Source organism: Pseudoalteromonas sp. SIMBA_162 (genome assembly GCF_046535955.1).
Taxonomy (GTDB): Bacteria; Pseudomonadota; Gammaproteobacteria; order Enterobacterales; family Alteromonadaceae; genus Pseudoalteromonas; species Pseudoalteromonas marina.
In genome coordinates, this window is record NZ_JAWJBQ010000004.1 from 1 (window position 1) to 18,860 (window position 18,860).

Genomic DNA, 18,860 nt, shown 5'->3' on the forward strand with positions numbered 1-18,860 from the left:
GTAATTTAATATTTTATCTGAAACAAGAAGCTACGCTTCTAACGTGAGCAAGCTCTACGTCTACAAAACAAGGCTAAACTATAACCTGTTCACTTTGTTTTCTCATTTTCTTCTCATTCGCTTCTCTTTGTGCATTACTGTTTTAAAGCCCATTTTTCACAAAGAGGTTAAGAGGCGCTGCGCTTTTAGAGTTAGGGACTAAGTAATTTAATATTTTATCTGAAACAAGAAGCTACGCTTCTAACGTGAGCAAGCTCTACGTCTACAAAACAAGGCTAAGCATTGCCCAGATCATTATGTTTTCTCATTCGCTTCTCTTTGTGTATTACTGTTTTAAAGCTCATATTCACAATGCCGTGGCTAAATACAGCCTGTAGAAGCGTTTTAGTTATGCTATAAAAGTGATTGTTTTACCACCGAGAAGTGAATGAGAAAAACAGGAGCAGTGACTAACCAATATTTTTTAACTCTGTGTAGCGCGAAGCGCCTCGGTGCACTCTGTGGTCATATCTAATTTTAAGTAATAAGAAGTCTCACTTCTAACGTTAGCAAGCTCTACGTCTACAAAACAAAGCTCTATGCTGTGTATTATGGCTACTCATTTAGTCCTCATTCATTTCTCTTTGTGCATTTAAATTTTAAAGCCCATTATTCACAAAGAGGTTAAGAGACGCTGCGCTTTTAGAGTTAGTGAAAAGCTCATTTTTCAAAAGCAGTGGTTAAATATGGTCTGAAGGCGCGCTTTGCTTTCGTTTAAAGCAACATGTTACTTATGCTATAAAAGTGATTGTTTTACCACCGAGAAGTGAAGGAGAAGACCTGGATAAGTAACTAATATTACTAGTGTTTTCTCTGTTTAGCACGAAGCGCCTCGGTGTGCTCTGTGGTGATAAAAGATCACTTACCCTGTCACTTTGGCTGCTCATTTACTCCTCATTTGCTTCTCTTTGTGCATTAAAGATCTAAAAGCCCATTATTCACAAAGAGGTTAAGAGACGCTGCGCTTATCGAGGTAGGGGCAAGTAATTTGATGAATAAACAGCAACCGCGCTTCTAAGTTGAGCAAAATTGATGTTGATAGCAAAGTGACTAAATCTAAGATGTAGATGTAAACCCTGCAGTCATTTAAGCTTGTAATACTAGCGCTTAAAGTACAAGTCGATTGCTTTGGTGAGTAGCTCGTCGAGTTGCTCTTCAAAGCCATCCATATCGATTTCAAAATAACTAAAGTACTTTTTAACCTGCAATTGCGATAGGTTACGGTTTTTTACGCTGTATTGGCGTTCGTCTTTTTGTTTATCGTAACGCGGTAAAAAGACAAATTGTGCGTAGTACGGTGACTTAATATGCTTGTTGGCATAACGACAAAAATCTTCAATATATTCTGCGCCTTCAGGGCCTAAACAACCGGGCTCTACTCTGTACATTAAGCGAAGTTTTTTGTCGTCAGTAATTTGCATAATAATCCTTAACGAAAAAATAATACGCGGATTATTTTTCCGTTTTTAATTTGATAGCTCGATACAAGCTCTGAGCGTTTATCTATTACGTTCTCGTCTGCTGAACAGGTTTCTGATAGCTCATGGTCTATTACTATATCACCGTGTACTATGCGTTTAATTGGCGATGAGTGGATACACTTTAGCTTTTTAAACATTAAACCATAACGTGCAATTAGTTTTTCTTTTCCTTTAAATAATAGCTCATTGGGGAAAATATAAAACTCTACATCTTCATCGTAAACACGAATAAACTCTTCAATGTTGCGTGCGTTGTATGCTTTTATAAGTTGTTCAACCACGGCTAGTGATTCGCGAGATTGTTTGGCTTTAGCTTGCTGCTTAGCTGTTAAGGCTTCTTTTGCTTGGGCTACTGCTTTTTCTGCTTCGGCTACGGCCGCCGCTTTTTCTATTTTATTTTTAGGCTTTTCAACGGGCTTAGGTGTTTCATCGCCTAACACTTTTGAGTCATCTGGTTTGGTTTGGTCAACAATAGGTTTTTTAAGCTCAGGAGCTTTATATTCAAGTGTGTTTACTTTTTCGTCCGCTTTTTGCTGTTCGTTAGTGGGCTCTGTGGCATAACTATTTAAAGCTAGCGTAAAGGTAAATAAAGCAAAAAAAATAGATAACGATTTCATAACTTTCCTAATAAAAACACTAAGCGTGTACTGTATTGCAACATAGCAAATTTTAACGTTTTCGGGTAGCAATTAAATAAATGACCTTGGCTTTCATAGTGAAGTTTAGCTTGAGTTTAACCCAGCTTTTAAAATAATTTTGTTAAATACATAATTTTTAATGATGGTATAAAATTGATTGTTTCACCACCGAGAAGTAAAGAAAAGGCAAGGAGCCATGATTAATTGTTACTCCTGTTTTCTCTGTGTAGCGCGAAGCGCCTCGGTGTGCTCTGTAGTGATACCTTTTTTAAGTAACAAGAAGCTACGCTTCTAACGTGAGCAAGCATTCGTCTACAAAATCAGTTAACCCTGCTTACTATGGCTACTCATTTACTCCTCATTCGCTTCTCTTTGTGCATTAAGATTTAAAAGCAGTGGCTGAATGTAGCCTACAGACTCGCTTTGCTTTCGTTTAAAGCAACATATTACTTATGCTATAAAAATGATTGTTTTACCACCGAGAAGTGAAGGAGAAGACCAGGAGTAGCGACTAACCAATATTTTAACTCGGTGTAGCGCGAAGCGCCTCGATGCGCTCTGTGGTCATATCTATTCTTAAGTAACAAGAAGCTACGCTTCTAGCGTGCGTCTACAAGACAAAGCTCTAACCTGTTCATTTGGCTACTCATTTTCTTCTCATTCTGTTCTCTTTGTGCATTACGTTTTTGAAAGATTATTCACAAAGAGGTTAAGAGTCGCTGCGCTTTTAGAGTCTGGTACTCATGATTTTATTATTAAGGCATAAAAAAAGCCGCATAAAATGCGGCTTTGGAGGTTAGTCTCACTTCACTTTGGGCGTGTCTCCAAAACTTAGTGAATACGTTACCAAGGAACTGTTTTATTGATTAGATAGACTCTAATGCAATTTTAACCATTTCGTTAAACGTGCTTTGACGCTCATCGGCAGGTGTTGCTTCGCCAGTGATCACGTGGTCACTTACGGTGAATAACGCCATTGCGTTTGCGCCGTATTCAGCTGCAACGCCATATAAACCGGCTGTTTCCATATCTACTGCAAGAACGCCTAACTTATCTAAATCTTTGTAGAAAGTGTCGTCTGCTTGGTAGAAAGTGTCGGTTGTGAATACGTTACCTACTTTTGCTTTAATACCTAGCTCTTTTGCGGCGTTTACGCCGTTTAACAGTAGGTCAAAGTCTGCAATTGCAGAAAAGTCGTAACCACGAACACGTGCACGGTTTACGTTTGAATCTGTGCTTGCACCTTGTGCAAAAATTACGTCACGGATTTTAATGTCGGTACCAATACCGCCACATGTACCAATACGTATAATGTTTTTTACGCCAAAGCTAACAATTAGCTCACGTGCGTAAATAGACATTGATGGAATACCCATGCCTGAACCCATAATGCTTACTGGCTTACCTTTGTAAGTACCTGTAAAGCCAAACATGTTGCGTACACCCGTTACTTGTACCGCATCATCTAAAAAGTTTTCAGCAATATATTGCGCACGTAGCGGATCGCCTGGCATTAAAACTGTTTCGGCGAAATCACCAACATTTGCATTTATATGAGGAGTACTCATTCGTTGTTTCCTTTTTATTTTTGCGCGTTTAATTGAGTTAAAAAGCTGTCGCCATATTCAAGCTCAGACAAGTTAAACCACTGTGCTAGTGTTTGACCAATATCTGCAAAACTGTCTCGTTCACCTAGTGGCGTATTACCCATGCCAGGCTTATACGCTATCACAGGTACGTATTCACGTGTGTGCTCAGAACCTGGAAAGGTTGGATCACATCCGTGGTCGGCAGTGATCATTAATACATCATCTGCATTTAACTGGTTTAGTATAGTTGGTAAGTAGTCATCAAATTCTTTTAATGCTTTAGCGTAACCTACAGGATTACGGCGATGACCAAATTTTTCATCAAAATCAACTAAGTTGGTAAAAATTAAGCTGCGATCAGGTGCTGTTGAAATAACCTCGCTGGTTTTTTCAAGCAAGTTCATAAGCCCAGGTGCTTTGTGCTTTTGGGTTATGCCTTGATGCGCATATATGTCTGAAATTTTACCAATACTAATTACTTCGCCGCCGTCTTTTGCTAGTACATCTAACAAGGTAGGTGCTGGCGGAAGTACTGAATAGTCACGACGATTACCTGTTCGTGCAAAGTCTTGACTATTTGAACCCAAAAATGGCCGCGCAATCACTCGCCCTATATTCATTTCATCAAGCAGCGCCCGTGCGATTTCGCAAACTTGATAAAGCTTCTCTAGGCCAAATGACTCTTCATGCGCGGCTATTTGAAACACGCTATCAGCTGAGGTGTAACAGATTGGTTTACCTGTTTTTACGTGCTCTTCACCTAGCTGTTCTAATATGGTTGTTCCTGATGCATGGCAATTACCTAAGATGCCAGGAATACCTGTACGAGCTATAAACTCGTCTACAAATTCTTGTGGGAAACTTGGCTGTGTTTTTGGGAAGTATCCCCAATCAAATAACACAGGTACGCCAGCCATTTCCCAATGACCTGATGGTGTGTCTTTTCCGCTAGAAAGTTCTTTAGCGTAACCCCATGCACCTTGTGGTGCTTGGCGGTCTGAAACTAAACACGTTTCTCCACCGGCGGCTTCGCAGGCGTCGACTAAACCTAATTTTGATAGGTTAGGAAGCGAAAGTGCACTGCCTGTTTCGTCGTAATATGCTTTTAATAAGTGAGCGAATGTATTGGCGCCAAGATCACCAAATTTATCTGCATCTGGTGCTGCACCGATTCCTAGGCTATCTGCCATTAAGATAATTGCTCTTGCCATTTTGACCTCACTTTGTTTCTAGGTGGTTACTTTATCTGCTGAACGATTTTTACGTACAGGACAAAAGTCCTGTTTCATAAAACCTAAACATTATAAATTTGCGTTCTTAAGCGAAGCAAAAGAGATTAATCGTGTCTTTTTTGCTATTGTGATCTACCAACAATATATCCTTCTGTGTGGGTGAGAACTTTAGTGACACGAACAACTATTATAGCTATTGCTGGCGCGTCTGCGTCGGGCAAATCTCTTTTTAGCCAAACTATATACAACGAGTTGGTTAATGAGCTTGAACCGGGCGCAATTGCCATTATTGAAGAAGATGCTTATTACAAGGATCAGTCGCATTTGCCGATGGCTCATCGTACGCAAACGAACTACGACCACCCTGATGCATTTGAACATGAGTTAATGCTTGAACATTTAACTCAACTTCGTAGCGGAAATTCAGTAGAAGTACCAACATATGATTATGCACAGCATACCCGCAGCGATAAAACGCGACGTGTAGCCGCTGCAAAAATTTTAATTGTTGAAGGTATTTTATTACTGAGCGACAAAGCGCTTAATAAAGAATTTGATATTAAGGTATTTATAGATACCCCTTTAGATATCTGCTTAATGCGTCGTATGCAACGTGATATGGAGCAGCGAGGCAGAACGTTACAATCTGTTGTTGAACAGTATCAAGCAACTGTAAGACCGATGTTTTATCAATTTATTGAGCCTTCTAAGCATAATGCAGATTTAGTAGTGACTCGAGGCGGCATGAACCGCGTTGCGATTGATATTATAAAAAGTAAAATTAAATATTTACTACAAGAATAACAACGGGAAACATTTGTATGACAACATTTATGAGCTTAGTAGGCATGTGTGTGCTGCTGGGTATTGCCTTTGCCGCGTCAACTAATCGCAAGGCAATTAATTTAAGAACCGTTGCTATAGCATTTGCAATGCAAGTTGTTATTGGTGGCTTTGTTCTGTTTTTTGACGCAGGAAAAAACGTATTAGCAAGTATGTCGGCCGCTGTTTCATCGGTTATTGGCTATGCCAACGATGGTATTGGCTTTTTGTTTGGCCCTCTGGCTTCACAAGACACACTCGGTTTTATTTTTGCAATTCAGGTTTTGCCCGTTATTGTGTTTTTCTCAGCGCTAGTTGCTGTTTTATATCACATTGGCATTATGGATTGGATTATTAAGATTTTAGGCGGTGGTTTACAAAAGCTTTTAAAAACCTCGCGCACAGAATCACTTTCAGCAACAGCAAACATTTTTGTTGGCCAAACTGAAGCACCGTTAATTGTTAAACCTTTTATATCAACAATGACCAAGTCTGAGTTATTTGCTGTAATGGTAGGTGGCTTAGCCACTGTAGCTGGGTCTGTAATGGCTGGTTACGTAATTATTGGTGTAGAGCTTAAGTACTTAATTGCAGCCAGCTTTATGGCGGCACCGGGTGGTTTTTTAATGGCAAAAATGATTGTGCCAGAAACAGAAACACCTAAAGATAACTTAGCTGATTTAGATTTAAACGATGACGATAAACCGGTAAACGTAATTGATGCTGCTGCATCAGGTGCGGCAAATGGTATGCATTTAGCACTTAATGTTGGTGCAATGCTACTGGCATTCGTAGCGTTAATTGCGCTTCTAAATGGTTTATTAGGTGGTGTAGGCGGATGGTTTGATCATCCAACATTAACGCTACAAGAAATTTTAGGTTATGTATTTGCTCCTGTTGCATGGTTACTAGGTGTACCGTGGGATGAAGCAATTATAGCCGGCAGTTTTATTGGTCAAAAGATAGTAGTAAACGAGTTTGTTGCTTACTTAGACTTTATAAATTATCGCGATACGTTAAGTGCGCACACACAAGCAATTGTTACGTTTGCTTTGTGTGGATTCGCTAACTTATCATCGATAGCCATTTTACTAGGTGGGTTAGGCGGTATGGCGCCTAGCAGGCGGAAGGATATCGCACGCTTAGGGCTCAGAGCAGTGTTAGCAGGATCTATGGCTAACCTTATGAGCGCAGCAATTGCTGGGTTTTTCCTCTCGCTAGCTTAGAAACTTAAGAGATGAACCGGTGTTGCAAAACAAGAAGTTAGTACTTTAAGGGGTTAAAGTGCTATCTGACTTGAACGATACTTCACCAAGGGCCGCAAGGCCCTTTTATCGTTTTAGCCGTAAATTACCTTATCCTTTACCTTATCCTAACTACCACTTAATCATTATAATGCTCTATTTTAATCACTTTTTTTTGTAATTATTCTATTTTGTTCCACACTTAAGTTAGTGTTTTTAATCCAATAATGACTCGCTGTTGTGAAATACATTCTGACCCTTTTTATACTTGTTTTATCGTTTTCTACTTTAGCTGAAAAACCGTTACTGGTAGTTACAGAATTAGCACCGCCTAATCAATTTTTAATAGACGGTGAAGTTCAAGGTAAAGGGACACAGTACATAAGGGACATATTTAAACAGGCCGGTTTAACACCAGACATACAAATGTACCCTTGGGCTCGCGCTTATAAAATGGCAAGCGAGGAGAAAAACACGTTTATATACAGTATTGCTCGTACAGCAGAACGAGAAAATCAATTTCAGTGGGTAGGCGAAATTGGTCGCTTTGAAATGGGGTTTGTTGGGCTATCAGACAGAACAGATATAGTAATCAATAATATTAACCAAGCAAAAAATTACAAAATTGCTATGCAACATAACGACTTTTCAACACAAACTCTCACAAAAATGGGGTTTGAGGGCGTTATAACTTCAGATATACAGCATTCTTATCAGTTACTACTAGCGAAAAAAGTAGATCTAATATTAGATGACCCGCATTACATGCTCCAATACAGTGATTACTTCAAACTTAAGCCTGGCCACTTAAAGTTTATTTTTAAAATAGATGCACTAACAACGGTTGCTTATTTAGCTGCAAATAAAGATACAGATACAGTTCTTATAGAAAAAATGCAAAAAGCACATAAAGAGATAAACAAAACTAAAAAAAGCCCTTACGGTAAATAAGCAAACTTTTAATTTGTATTGTTTACCTGTGCTGAAAACCAATAACAAGTGTTTGTTACCTCATCGTATTAATTAGTACTTTAATAAGCGCTGCAAGCACTTGTCAGCTTCTTCGCTTTTATACCAACCTGCAATGCAAAACGTATCGTTATCTGCGTAAAAAACTCATTTAGAGCAGCTTTCACGCGCTTTTTCATCCTCAAAAGATCTCTTAATTAAGGGAGTTGGTATTATTCATTAAAACTGGCTATTTCGACATTTTATTGCCACGTATTACTGCCAAAAAGTAGTGGTGTTTAGGGGGAAATAGAATCACTTAAATTGTGCTTGTGTGTAGTAGGTAGGGTTGTTACATAAGTTAGGTTTATTTTAGGCACAAAAAAAGCGCCCTAGGCGCTTTTTTTTCATTTTACTTAAAAAGTAAAATTATACAGCTGTGATGTTATCAGCTTGAGGACCTTTTTGACCTTGTGAAAGAGTAAACTCTACACGTTGGCCTTCAGCTAAAGTTTTGAAACCTTCGCTTTTGATTGCTGAGAAATGTGCGAAAACGTCTGGGCCATTTTCTTGCTCGATGAAACCAAAACCTTTAGACTCGTTAAACCACTTAACTGTACCTGATACGATGTTAGACATTGTAATATCCTGATATAAAAATAAAAAATATGCTCATATGAGCGGGTGTAGCAAAAAATGAGATGGTACTTTAAAAACTTCAGGACGGTACTACAAGTATTACTTATACAACAACGAAATGGAGATTTATAGCTTACATGCTTTCTTTCTAGCTGCGGCCCACTATATAGATAACCAAATATAAGTCAAGCACTTCCTTTAAATACTGAGCAACAAATAACCACATTGTGTTTGCTAGCTTAAAATTCAAATTCTAGGGCTAGTCTAAAACTGTGGTTTTTATCAGACTGGCTAATTTCACTTATAAAACCGGCTTCCCATTTTAGCTGTTTTTGACCTTCAAACCGGTATAACCCAATAAACCCGGGTCCAATTCCGATAAAATCCTCCCCTGCATACAACTCAATAGAGGGTTGAAACGCAGACAAGTATCGGTAGCGATATTGTGCCCTAAACTCTGTCTCCCACTCATTCTCTATGTCTTGCCCCCATTCGTATACCAAAAAAGCATTCATGGTGAGACTTGCACGACCGAACTCTTTTTCAACTACAAATCCCGTTGTGGCTTCAAAAACATCTTTGATATGTTGTTTTTCTAGTTCAAACAAAGCGCCCCAATCGGCCCATAACCGGCCTTGCTCTATTAGTTGCCATCTAAGCTCTAACTCATACGCTTGCAAGCCAAAGTCGCCGTTATCATCTCGCTCGCCCACTAAATAGCCTTCCAATGCCATGGTGTCGTTAATTGCGCCGCCTAAGCCAACGCGCTGCGCTAAAATATTACCACTGTCGGTTTGATGTGACACAAGCCGCCACTCTAGCTCGCGCTCAAACGGCAACACATACGGATGATAAACTTTATCAACCACTATGCTATCAGCATAAGCCAGCTTAGGTATTAATAAACAAAAACCAATTAATACAGTGGCTGCAAATAGGTTTATTGCTTTCATGATTGTTCCTTAGTTATTGATTTAGGAATAAAATAACAAACTGATAAAAATAACACGCTGCTCAGCACATAACTTAAAACACTGGTTAAATTAGGCGTAGCCTCATAACCGGTAAGAGCTCGCAATACTCGTCCAAACTCTGAGTTTTAGGTTAAAATGGCACGTAAATCCCATACGGTTACCGTTGTTGCTATCAAATCAATTTGGCTCGCCAAATCAAGCGCCACAACTATTTTTGCCGAACTATTTAATGCTAACAATACCAATAAAGGAGTAAGCCCAAAGCGCTGCTTGGTTGCACTCAATAAAAAATACAACAACACGCTAAAGCTGCTGCATATTCCCAACCCTAAAAAAGTGCCAATAAATAAACTTCGAGCCGCTTCGTTGTTTTGCCAATAGCCAATTAGGTAAATAATGTAGTGACTTAAATAAAGTGTCATTACGCTAATAATCGCAATCATAAAAGCAGCTGTTGCTTGTTTAATGGCGTAGTAAAGCGCACTAATAAAAATTAAAATACACAAACCAATTTGGGCATACTCTAAACCCTGATAATCAAACAAGGGGCTAATTAACGGCGCACTTTTTACAAATAAAAATGTTAGGCCTATGCCTAAAACAAGCATACCCAATAACCGTAATAAGCTTTGCTTGGCAATCACTTGCAGTAAAATAAGTAAAATGGCGACCGGCAGCAATTGATTGAGGCTCATCACTAGGCTAGTTATTAGCATTAGAGCGCTCCTTTTCAGTCACTACGACAGCACCACGCGCCGTATTTGGCGAAAACTCGCCAAAAAACTCATAGCGCCCAGGGATTAACGGCCCTATATAGATAACGCTTTTGCGCTTAGGGTAAAGTACTTTTTCCCGGTTGAGATCGAAACTATCGAATTCTTCAGGCGTACTATCTTGATTTTCGATTAACAAGCGTACCTTTTTATTAGCTGGCACGACGATTTCTGAGGGGTAAAACAAATGATCTTTTAGTACAATAAGGTAGTCTTTACTGGCGGCGTTAAATGACAAAAATACACAACAATATAAGTAAGGCCTAATAAGTCGTTTAATCACATTTAGCTCCTGCAAAAACTACTTGTACTTTTAAGCCACCCAAATCACTATCCGTTAGGTGAATTTCAGCGCGATATATAGCAATAATATGCTGCACAATTGCCATGCCCAAGCCTGTACCTTGTTCGCCCGAAGGGTGTTGGTCACCGCCAACACGATAAAAACGGTTAAATATTCGTTGTTTCTGATCGTCCGTCATACCAGGGCCACTGTCCTCTATTTGCCAAATACGTTGCTTGTGTATCTGCTTTAGGGTTATTTTTATTTGTCCATTGGCTGGTGCGTACTTTATAGCATTGCTAAGTAGGTTTGAAATCAGTGTCACTAAGGTAAATTCATCGCCGTTAATTATAAAGTCGTCTCCCTCAAGACTGATAGAGTGGTTTTTAGCCTCTATTTTTTCATACAAATGGCTAACACCTTCTTGCGTGATCGCTAATAATGACTGCTCCTTAAATTGCTTTTGCCACTGCTCTGGCTGAGTACGCCCTAGTATTAGCATTTGCTCTACTATATTGGATAGTCGATTAATACCTTGAGTCATGGCTTGTAATTCTTGGTTATCGCCTTGTTGAGCTGCCAAATTATGCACATTAATTTTTAAACTGCTCAGGGGAGTACGTAATTCATGTGCCGCATCAGAGGCAAAAAAACGCTCTCTTAAATAGGCGGTTTCTACGCGTTTAAATAAGTCGTTTAAGCGGCTGATCACCGGTTTTATCTCTTCATCAGTCACCTGCCAATTGATCGCTGTGAAATCATTTGCTTGGCGCAGAGCTAACTGTTTTGATAAACGGGTTAATGGTGCCAGTGCATATTTAACAAAAAAGCTAATAAATAGTGCAAGCAAAGGAACCGCCCATAACATGGGTAACATGGCTGATAAAATAACCGCCTCGGCAAGCTCAAACCGCTTAGCAATCGGCTCGGCAACAATAACGGTGCGTAAAGAAGTAGCAAAAACGAATACCCGCATTCGCTGCCCTGCAATGTTAAGCGTTTGAAAACCCGTTTGATACTGGCTCAAATCAAGATTTAATTCGTCAGAGCCACTAAGGAGCTCACCCCCTTGCCAAATTTGATACAGTAACTGGGCGCTTTCTTGCATTTTTGGCGCCACGGCGTTTATAGATAAAGGCTGTTGCATCAACACTCCAGCGACCACTTTTAGCTCACTATCAAGTAGCTGCTCACCATGGCTCATACTTTTTTGGTAGCCTTTGACTAAAGCTAAAAAGCAGGTTAACACCATCATTGATAGTAAAATAAGGGTTAAACGCTTACGAATTGACATGGAACATGATTACCTTTGTAAATCCAAGTTTGTGCAATCTAGCGGCGTTTTAATCACGTGAACTACCTCTTTCCCACGACATAGCCAATACCACGGAGAGTTTTAATAAAATCGCTGGGGAATTTTTTTCGTAGGTGATGAATATGCACTTCAATGGTGTTAGAGCCAATCTCTTCACCCCATTGATAGAGTTTATTTTCTAACTGCTGTTTAGATTGCACGCGACCTTGGTTTTCCAATAGCGCCTTTAGCAGCATGTACTCTTTTCGTGGTAGAGAAAGTAGCTCATGGTTGAGTGTGACAGTATGCGCTGACGTGTCCATAGTCACTTCACCACACTGTAATAAACTCGACTGAGCTTGATTTACTCGTCGGCTAGCTACGCGCAAACGAGCAAATAATTCGGCTGGTTCAAATGGCTTAGCTAAATAATCATCAGCGCCCATATCAAGCCCTTGCACTTTGTCATCTATGCTACTTCGTGCGGTTAGTATAACCACCGGAATCACTTTTTTTTGGGCTTTTATGTGCTTTAAAATTTGTGAACCATCACCATCGGGTAAACCTAGGTCAAGTATAACCAACTCTATTTCACCACTGCCTAAGCATTGCAACGCATGCTTAACCGTTGCGCTATGCTCTACACTGTAGCCTTCTTGGCGCAATGAGCGGCAAAGCCCTTGCGCCACAAGATGATCATCTTCAACTAATAATAAATGCATTGTTTATTTTGCTATCTCTTTAGTTTTTTATCTACTTTAGCTAATAAAGAGCTAATTGCTTGTTGACGATATTTATCAGCTTTAGCACGAGTATCACGAATACCTGCAGCTTGCGCAACTAACAAATGGGCTTTAGCTTGATCATATTCACGTTCGTCATATAAAAACTCACCATACAAGTAATTAGTATCAATGCCTTTTTTGTTAAAAGCGAGCGCTTGCTTAAAAAACTTATCGGCGGTGTCATCATCACCAAAACCAATTGGCCAACCCGGTACTTTACTGTATAAGGTTGCAAGGCTAGCATACGCTGAGCCACCTAAAGCACTGTCGTCTATTTTAAGGGCTTGCTCTAATGACGCTTTTGCATCTTTAGCATAGCCCAGGGCTCCTAATCCGCCCTTTGCGCCAGCAAAACTTGCCAGTACAATGCCGTTCCACGTATAGCTATTTGCTGAATCAGGATAGTTTTCAATAAATTGAGCACTTTGCTCACTCAGTTGAGTAAACGCTTTGATTTGTGCGTCATCTTTTAGCTCATAATTAGCGACCGCCCACTGCTGTTGAATAGCGAGTAAATCGCTTTGTTCGTCTGCAAATACCGGCGATGAAAACACACTAACAATGCTTAAATAAGCTACTAAAGTAAATTTTTTCATAATAAATCCTCTATTAACCTAAAAACTGTTTTATTTTAGGAAGTTGTTTAGCAATTGCGTTATCCACAATACGTGGAAAAACGCCATTGATACGTGCAAAAAGTTTCTCAGGAAAACCAATAAATCGTCTGGTTTTATTTGAGTTTAATAACGCAACTAACTCATCAGCCACCAACTGTGTGGAGTCCATTTGATTACCAAGCGCTTTGTTCATTGCCCGCGTTTGTGCATCATTAATATCTGTATCGGTTGCTCTGGGTGCTAAATAAGTAACTTTAACGCCAGTGTCTGAGAGCTCTCGTGATAGCGCTTCGCTAAAACCACGTAAACCGAACTTACTAGCACAGTAAAGTGTTTGATATGGGTAACCTATGCTGCCAAATGACGATCCAACATTAACTATGGTGCCTTTATTCGCGTGCAACTGCGCTAAAAACAGCTGACATAATTTCATAGGGACGGCTAAATTAGTGCTCAGTAGATTATCAATTTGTTCGCTACTACAGTTACTTAAGCTTTGCATCACATTAATGCCTGCATTATTTATTAGTAACTTAGCGCCACCTAATTTTTTAGCTTTAATGGCTAGTGCCAACATGTTTTCGGCAACCGTTAAATCCCCCACAAAAACCATACTACCTGGGCACTGGCTACTTAACGTATTTAAGGTTTCACTATTTCGCCCCACCAAGAGTAGTTGCCAACCTTGGCCGTGCAGTGTTTTGGCAATGGCTTGACCAATACCGCCTGTCGCACCAGTTAATACACATAAGCCGGTATTCATGCGTGTTGCTCTTGTGCTGATGCTTTAAAAAACGGCTCGTCGTCTAAAGCGCGAAATATATTCCCGTATAAACGGTAAAAACACTTTGCACCATGTAAAATAGCCTGCTGATCCGCCTCGTCAGTAATTTGGTTCATCAAGTTTTCAAAAAACTTTACGTGCTCTATATCAAGCGCACCATGAGAGGTTAAATAGCTAAATGCTTTTTTAGGTAAACCAACTGCATCAGCAATATTTGAAGCTGCGCCATCAGCCAGTGCAATTGAAGTCCCTTCGAGTACATGGACCATGCCAAAAAAGCCTAATGGGTTTTTACGAGCGATACTGTCATACGCATACGAGACCATCATTTCGGTAGCAAATTGTGGCTGACTATGGCGCACACTTTCTTTATCAAACCCACAGGCGGCAATATCGTTTAGCACCCACTCCTGATGACCAATTTCTTCTTCAATATATTCAGCTACCGCTTCACGTAACCATTCTTGCTCATCAGTTAAACGTGCGCCAAGTGACATCATTAAAGGAACGGTGTGTTTTACATGATGATAAGCCTGCGCTAAAAACGAGGCATACTCTTCAAGCGTTGCTTGTCCGTTAAATACACGCTGTATAATTGGCGCAGCTAATAAGTACTCACGCTCGTTTTGAGTTTGTGCTTTTAATGTATTAAAAAAATTACTCATGGATCACTGCTCCAAGTCGGTAAAATTGTTCAAAGATAGGGCTATAGTGCTGGCTAATTGCTGCTCGTTTAGGGCGATTATTAGCGGTTAATAATCCTTGCTGCTCGTTTAAAGGTTGGGCTAAACGGTGCCACTTTTTAATCTGTGCGTAGTCGGGAAGTTGCTGGTTTACTGTTTTTAAATGTGCTTTTAATTGCTCATCACTAAATCCGGGAGCCGCATAAATAAGCGCGCTTAAAAATTGCTGGCTTTCACCAAACACCACCGCCTGCTGTATCGCACTTTGGCTTAAAATTAATGATTCAGGCCATTCGGCGCTAACATTTCGCCCCATACTGGTGATGATCAGGTTTTTTACTCGCCCTTTTATGTAAAGCTTATTATTGTGCTTAGTTACTAAGTCGCCAGTGGCGTACCAGGTATTTGGGTTATGCGGCGTTTGATTTAAATACCCTAAAAATAACGATCCTTTAATAAATAACTCACCATTTTCAACTTTCGTTTCAACGTGCCCTAGCACTTCACCAGCACTATTTATATCGTCATCATTGGGGGTATTTAAACTCACCACTGAGGCTGCCTCAGACAAACCATAACCTTGATAAACCGGTAGGTTATATTCTCGTGCAGCTAAAATTAAAGACTCACTAACCCGTGCTCCGCCAACAGCAATAAACTTAAGTGACTTTGGTGGCTGCCAGCCTTGTTTTGCAAAGGCAACTAAACATGTTAATAACTCAGGCACTAAAATAAGGGTGTTAGGTTTTACACTATCGATTGCGCTAATGAGTTTGTTAGGGTTTTTTAACCCTGAGCCAACAAAACCTAATTCATTTAGCGGCATTAAATGTACACAACCACCACTTAACAGAGGCGCATACACACCCGCTATATTTTCTAATAGTACTGGCAGCGGAAGTAAACATAGATGCACAGGGTTACTAATGTTTATTCGCTCACATAATGACTTAGCGACCTGCAACTGGCTTTGTGTTGATAAGCACACCCCTTTTGGCTCGCCAGTAGAACCTGAAGTAAATGTAATTTTTTGCGTACCAGTAAAATAGTCCACGGGCTCAATCGCATCGAGCTGATAAATATAAAAGGTATAATGCTCAAATAATGTTACCGACAATAAATGCTTACCAAGTGAATCACGTGGCATATCACTAATAAAAAACTGCGCACCGCATTGAGCTAGCACATACTGTGTTTGCTGATGACTAAAAAAATGGGCGATAGGCACCGCAACCTTGTTTGCAGCGCTGGTTGCGGCATCAACAACCAGCCAAGCTGGAGTATTATCAAGCTGGAAGGCAATTGCGCCAGAGTCTAAAGCGTTAAAAATAGCTGTCAGCTTATTAGTTTCTTGTTGTAACTCCAAAGCACTAATAGGCACTACTTTATTGGCTAAGTAACTAACAACCACGGGCTCATTCGCGACCTTATTAATATTATTTAATAGGCTCATAAGCTCTCCAACGCGGTCATCAAGGCATTAATTTGTTGTGTGCTTTGCTGTTTAATATTTAGCAGCATGGGTGTGTTAAGTACTTGCTGATGTGCCTGCGCTAAATTAACAATGCACACCGTAGGTTGGTTTGCATAATAACTTCCCCAACTTAATGGGTTTTCAACTACAAAGCTGTTAGCAACAGCAACTTCAGTGCAGTTAACACCCAGCATTCGAACCATCGCCCGTACTTTTTTTGTAGCGCAAAATACTAAATATTTAGCTCCAGTATTGTAAAGCGCCTCGTTAACAACAATAAAATGACCAAGCGTTGCCCTACGATGTGTAGAGCATAAGTTACCTAACTCAAATATTTTGCTACGCGGAGTTTGTCCTAATATAAAGTGCTCAATGGGCTCTGCAGTGTACTGCTCAATAAATAAGGGAGAGGTAGCTTGCCTTAAACCTAACGTACATTGCCCCTCACTTGTTGTGTATTGGCAAAGTAGTGGCATAAATGATTTAAGCGTTGCATTGTAAGCCACTAAAAATCCATCTTTTACCGCAGATTCTAGTGCATTGCGATGCTCACCATTTTCTCGAGCAGTTATTAAATGTGCCGAATTTGATATGTTATCTAGTGATAAGTTTGACTGTGCTAATTGCATAAACATCGCCCGTTTAAGAAGTATGTTTATAAGTTAAAGAGCGAAACTTAAAAAAAACTTAAGAAACAAAAAAGCCCTTAAATAAATTTAAGGGCTTTTAAAGTAAAGTCTATTTTTAAACTAAAGATTAATTCAAATTAAACATGTCTATATTAACTAGGCTCTGCCACTACGCAGCGATTACGGCCATGCTCTTTAGCATGGTAAAGCGCTTTGTCTGCACATTTATATACTTGGTCTATGTCATTGCTGTGAATTGGCCAAGTTGCAATTCCAATTGAAACGGTAATAAAACCGATTGTTTCCATTTGCGTTGTTTCAACAGTGGTGCGTAATCGCTCTGCTATTTTTAGAGCGCTTTGACTGTCTTCATGAGGCAATACAAGTAAAAACTCTTCACCACCAATACGCGATACAATATCTCCTTTTCGAGAGATCTTTTTTATAATATCGGCTAATACTTTAAGTGCATCATCGCCTTTATCGTGCCCAAAGGTATCGTTCACACGTTTAAAAAAATCGATGTCTATTTCTAAAATAGCGAAAGGTGTTTGCTTTAACATTAGCTGACTGAGTAAACCATTTAAGCTTCTACGATTGTGGGTGTTTGTCAGCGGATCGGTTTGGGCATCGTGCTTAAGTTGCCCTATTTGTGTTTGTAAAATATTGACGCCATTAAGCATGGCCAGTTTCAATCTTTGGCTTTCAAAGTACCACGCTTTTATTTTTTTTAGCTTTTCTATACTGTTTACTTCGTCGAGTCTGTTTGCACTACTAGCGAGTTGCTTTAATGGGCGTGAAATGAAATACGAAAATACACCTATGAATATGAAGGTAACTAACGCCATAGGGAGCGTTCTTGAAAATACTTCCATAATTAATGTATCTAAAGACGTAAGTGTTGCTTTGATGGGCCGTTGGGCCACTACGCCCCAGTTTGAATTAATAACGGGTGAAAATCCTGCGAGCATTTTTACCCCTTTGCTGTTTACTACAACGGCTTGTCCCGCCTCTCCTGTAATAACCGCATTGATTACTTTATTATTGGCAACGCTTGTACCTACTCGCTTGCTATCTGGGTGATACAGGATTTGCTTATTAGCATCGACGACATAAAGGTGCGATCCCCCTTCGTAAAAGTGTTGCTCTAGAAGATCATTTAAAATATTTCTTTCTTTTAAATATAACGAGCCGCCCACATAGCCTAAATAATTTCCCTCTTTGTCAAATAAGGGGTGCGATATAAATATAATTAAATTATTGGCTGCTGACATGTACGGCATACTAATAAGTGGCTTTTTTTCTTTTAAAGCCTGTGTTGCGCCGGGAGAGGAAATTGATTTTCCTATGATCTCAGGTAAATAAGGGGATGTGGCATTTATAACCCCATTCTTACTGATAACAACTGAATTAAAGCTATTTGTTTGCAAATTTAAGCGCGTTACTTCTTCTTGCAGCAATGCTGCATTATTTATGTTTTGCTCAATTTTATTTGCTGAATATGCTAGTTGTTGTTTTGCAGACTCTAAAAAGTTGTCGGTTGCTGAAGCTAATTTATTAGCGTAAGCGAAGTTACTTTTTAATGTATGGCTTACTAACTGCTCTTTTTGTACTTGGTACGTTGAATGAAAACTACTAATGAGCGTGGCTAAAGCCGCAGAAAAAGCCAATAGCACAATAAGAAGACGCAGATTAAGCACAGGAAATAATTTATTCAGCAAAAGTAAATAGCCCACAGTACACTGCTATTAAAGCAAGTACTTTGTTAAAAAGTATTTACAATTATACCCCGCCATTTATTAATTATCTAATATTTGAGCACATAGTGTATTTTTAATAACCAGCCAAATAACTTTTTATTACATTGTGACGTTACATTCCCCCCTACTAACTAGGGTGCGCTTATTTTGCAGTTGTATAAAAAAATAGATA

The 18,860-nt window shown here is 39.6% G+C and carries 18 protein-coding genes and 1 pseudogene; 3 read left to right on the forward strand and 16 right to left on the reverse strand.

The window, feature by feature from the left end; genetic code table 11:
* Window positions 1–1,139: 1,139 nt before the first annotated feature.
* From R0J88_RS03925 to R0J88_RS03940, 4 genes are all read right to left on the reverse strand, one after another.
* Complete coding sequence (locus R0J88_RS03925; protein ID WP_410899142.1) at window positions 1,140–1,460, reverse strand: hypothetical protein; 321 nt, start codon at window positions 1,458–1,460, stop codon at window positions 1,140–1,142.
* An 8-nt stretch (window positions 1,461–1,468) separates the two neighbouring features.
* Window positions 1,469–2,137 (reverse strand): nuclear transport factor 2 family protein, encoded by a 669-nt coding sequence (locus R0J88_RS03930; RefSeq protein ID WP_410899143.1) that lies wholly within the window; start codon window positions 2,135–2,137, stop codon window positions 1,469–1,471.
* An 887-nt stretch (window positions 2,138–3,024) separates the two neighbouring features.
* On the reverse strand, window positions 3,025–3,726 hold the full coding sequence (deoD, locus tag R0J88_RS03935; protein WP_006794609.1) for a purine-nucleoside phosphorylase: 702 nt from the start codon (window positions 3,724–3,726) through the stop codon (window positions 3,025–3,027).
* Between the two features lie 14 nt (window positions 3,727–3,740).
* Entirely contained in the window at window positions 3,741–4,958 is a 1,218-nt protein-coding gene (locus tag R0J88_RS03940; protein WP_410899144.1) for a phosphopentomutase, read from the reverse strand.
* Between the two features lie 192 nt (window positions 4,959–5,150).
* Here R0J88_RS03940 and udk point away from each other — a divergent pair, with 192 nt between their 5' ends.
* The 3 genes from udk (at window position 5,151) to R0J88_RS03955 (ending at window position 7,996) form a co-directional block, all read left to right on the forward strand.
* On the forward strand, window positions 5,151–5,783 hold the full coding sequence (udk, locus tag R0J88_RS03945) for a uridine kinase (RefSeq protein ID WP_006794607.1): 633 nt from the start codon (window positions 5,151–5,153) through the stop codon (window positions 5,781–5,783).
* Between the two features lie 17 nt (window positions 5,784–5,800).
* Window positions 5,801–7,027 carry a NupC/NupG family nucleoside CNT transporter gene (locus R0J88_RS03950; RefSeq protein ID WP_410899145.1) on the forward strand — a complete coding sequence of 409 codons (1,227 nt, stop codon included), beginning with the start codon at window positions 5,801–5,803 and terminating at the stop codon, window positions 7,025–7,027.
* 258 nt (window positions 7,028–7,285) lie between these two features.
* Complete coding sequence (locus R0J88_RS03955) at window positions 7,286–7,996, forward strand: substrate-binding periplasmic protein (RefSeq protein ID WP_410899146.1); 711 nt, start codon at window positions 7,286–7,288, stop codon at window positions 7,994–7,996.
* A 426-nt stretch (window positions 7,997–8,422) separates the two neighbouring features.
* Here R0J88_RS03955 and R0J88_RS03960 read toward each other — a convergent pair whose 3' ends face one another.
* From R0J88_RS03960 to R0J88_RS04015, 12 genes and pseudogenes are all read right to left on the reverse strand, one after another.
* A complete protein-coding gene (locus R0J88_RS03960; protein ID WP_002959120.1) occupies window positions 8,423–8,632 on the reverse strand; it encodes a cold-shock protein in 210 nt (69 codons plus the stop codon).
* A 239-nt stretch (window positions 8,633–8,871) separates the two neighbouring features.
* A complete protein-coding gene (locus tag R0J88_RS03965) occupies window positions 8,872–9,585 on the reverse strand; it encodes a hypothetical protein (RefSeq protein ID WP_410899147.1) in 714 nt (237 codons plus the stop codon).
* Window positions 9,582–10,322: pseudogene (locus R0J88_RS03970) on the reverse strand (iron transporter). The gene R0J88_RS03965 and the pseudogene R0J88_RS03970 overlap by 4 nt, the downstream one beginning before the upstream one ends.
* Window positions 10,309–10,662 carry a cupredoxin domain-containing protein gene (locus R0J88_RS03975; protein ID WP_410899148.1) on the reverse strand — a complete coding sequence of 118 codons (354 nt, stop codon included), beginning with the start codon at window positions 10,660–10,662 and terminating at the stop codon, window positions 10,309–10,311. Before R0J88_RS03975 ends, R0J88_RS03970 begins: the two are co-directional and overlap by 14 nt.
* Window positions 10,655–11,956, reverse strand: a complete 1,302-nt coding sequence (locus R0J88_RS03980) for an ATP-binding protein (RefSeq protein WP_410899149.1) — start codon at window positions 11,954–11,956, stop codon at window positions 10,655–10,657. The genes R0J88_RS03975 and R0J88_RS03980 overlap by 8 nt, the downstream gene beginning before the upstream one ends.
* 62 nt (window positions 11,957–12,018) lie before the next feature.
* The gene (locus R0J88_RS03985) at window positions 12,019–12,678 is read right to left on the reverse strand and encodes a response regulator (RefSeq protein ID WP_410899150.1); all 660 of its coding nucleotides are present in this window, start codon (window positions 12,676–12,678) and stop codon (window positions 12,019–12,021) included.
* 11 nt (window positions 12,679–12,689) lie between these two features.
* Window positions 12,690–13,337 carry a hypothetical protein gene (locus R0J88_RS03990; protein ID WP_410899151.1) on the reverse strand — a complete coding sequence of 216 codons (648 nt, stop codon included), beginning with the start codon at window positions 13,335–13,337 and terminating at the stop codon, window positions 12,690–12,692.
* 13 nt (window positions 13,338–13,350) lie between these two features.
* Window positions 13,351–14,121, reverse strand: a complete 771-nt coding sequence (locus R0J88_RS03995; protein WP_410899152.1) for an SDR family oxidoreductase — start codon at window positions 14,119–14,121, stop codon at window positions 13,351–13,353.
* Complete coding sequence (locus R0J88_RS04000) at window positions 14,118–14,807, reverse strand: TenA family transcriptional regulator (protein ID WP_410899153.1); 690 nt, start codon at window positions 14,805–14,807, stop codon at window positions 14,118–14,120. The genes R0J88_RS03995 and R0J88_RS04000 overlap by 4 nt, the downstream gene beginning before the upstream one ends.
* Window positions 14,800–16,278, reverse strand: a complete 1,479-nt coding sequence (locus R0J88_RS04005; protein WP_410899154.1) for an AMP-binding protein — start codon at window positions 16,276–16,278, stop codon at window positions 14,800–14,802. The genes R0J88_RS04000 and R0J88_RS04005 overlap by 8 nt, the downstream gene beginning before the upstream one ends.
* Window positions 16,275–16,928, reverse strand: coding sequence for a thermostable hemolysin (locus R0J88_RS04010; RefSeq protein ID WP_410899155.1), 654 nt, complete (start codon window positions 16,926–16,928; stop codon window positions 16,275–16,277). Before R0J88_RS04010 ends, R0J88_RS04005 begins: the two co-directional genes overlap by 4 nt.
* A 152-nt stretch (window positions 16,929–17,080) precedes the next feature.
* Entirely contained in the window at window positions 17,081–18,649 is a 1,569-nt protein-coding gene (locus tag R0J88_RS04015) for a diguanylate cyclase (protein WP_410899156.1), read from the reverse strand.
* Between the last annotated feature and the right edge of the window lie 211 nt (window positions 18,650–18,860).

Excerpts from the sequence above, each read along its gene's own strand:
- R0J88_RS04005 (WP_410899154.1), bottom strand. The coding sequence starts at position 16,278 with ATGAGCCTATTAAATAATATTAATAAGGTCGCGAATGAGCCCGTGGTT.
- R0J88_RS03925 (WP_410899142.1), bottom strand. The coding sequence starts at position 1,460 with ATGCAAATTACTGACGACAAAAAACTTCGCTTAATGTACAGAGTAGAG.
- R0J88_RS03980 (WP_410899149.1), bottom strand. The coding sequence starts at position 11,956 with ATGTCAATTCGTAAGCGTTTAACCCTTATTTTACTATCAATGATGGTG.
- R0J88_RS04010 (WP_410899155.1), bottom strand. The coding sequence starts at position 16,928 with ATGCAATTAGCACAGTCAAACTTATCACTAGATAACATATCAAATTCG.
- deoD (WP_006794609.1), bottom strand. The coding sequence starts at position 3,726 with ATGAGTACTCCTCATATAAATGCAAATGTTGGTGATTTCGCCGAAACA.
- R0J88_RS03985 (WP_410899150.1), bottom strand. The coding sequence starts at position 12,678 with ATGCATTTATTATTAGTTGAAGATGATCATCTTGTGGCGCAAGGGCTT.
- R0J88_RS03960 (WP_002959120.1), bottom strand. The coding sequence starts at position 8,632 with ATGTCTAACATCGTATCAGGTACAGTTAAGTGGTTTAACGAGTCTAAA.
- R0J88_RS03950 (WP_410899145.1), top strand. The coding sequence starts at position 5,801 with ATGACAACATTTATGAGCTTAGTAGGCATGTGTGTGCTGCTGGGTATT.
- R0J88_RS03930 (WP_410899143.1), bottom strand. The coding sequence starts at position 2,137 with ATGAAATCGTTATCTATTTTTTTTGCTTTATTTACCTTTACGCTAGCT.
- R0J88_RS03940 (WP_410899144.1), bottom strand. The coding sequence starts at position 4,958 with ATGGCAAGAGCAATTATCTTAATGGCAGATAGCCTAGGAATCGGTGCA.
- R0J88_RS03965 (WP_410899147.1), bottom strand. The coding sequence starts at position 9,585 with ATGAAAGCAATAAACCTATTTGCAGCCACTGTATTAATTGGTTTTTGT.
- R0J88_RS03995 (WP_410899152.1), bottom strand. The coding sequence starts at position 14,121 with ATGAATACCGGCTTATGTGTATTAACTGGTGCGACAGGCGGTATTGGT.
- R0J88_RS04000 (WP_410899153.1), bottom strand. The coding sequence starts at position 14,807 with ATGAGTAATTTTTTTAATACATTAAAAGCACAAACTCAAAACGAGCGT.
- R0J88_RS03990 (WP_410899151.1), bottom strand. The coding sequence starts at position 13,337 with ATGAAAAAATTTACTTTAGTAGCTTATTTAAGCATTGTTAGTGTGTTT.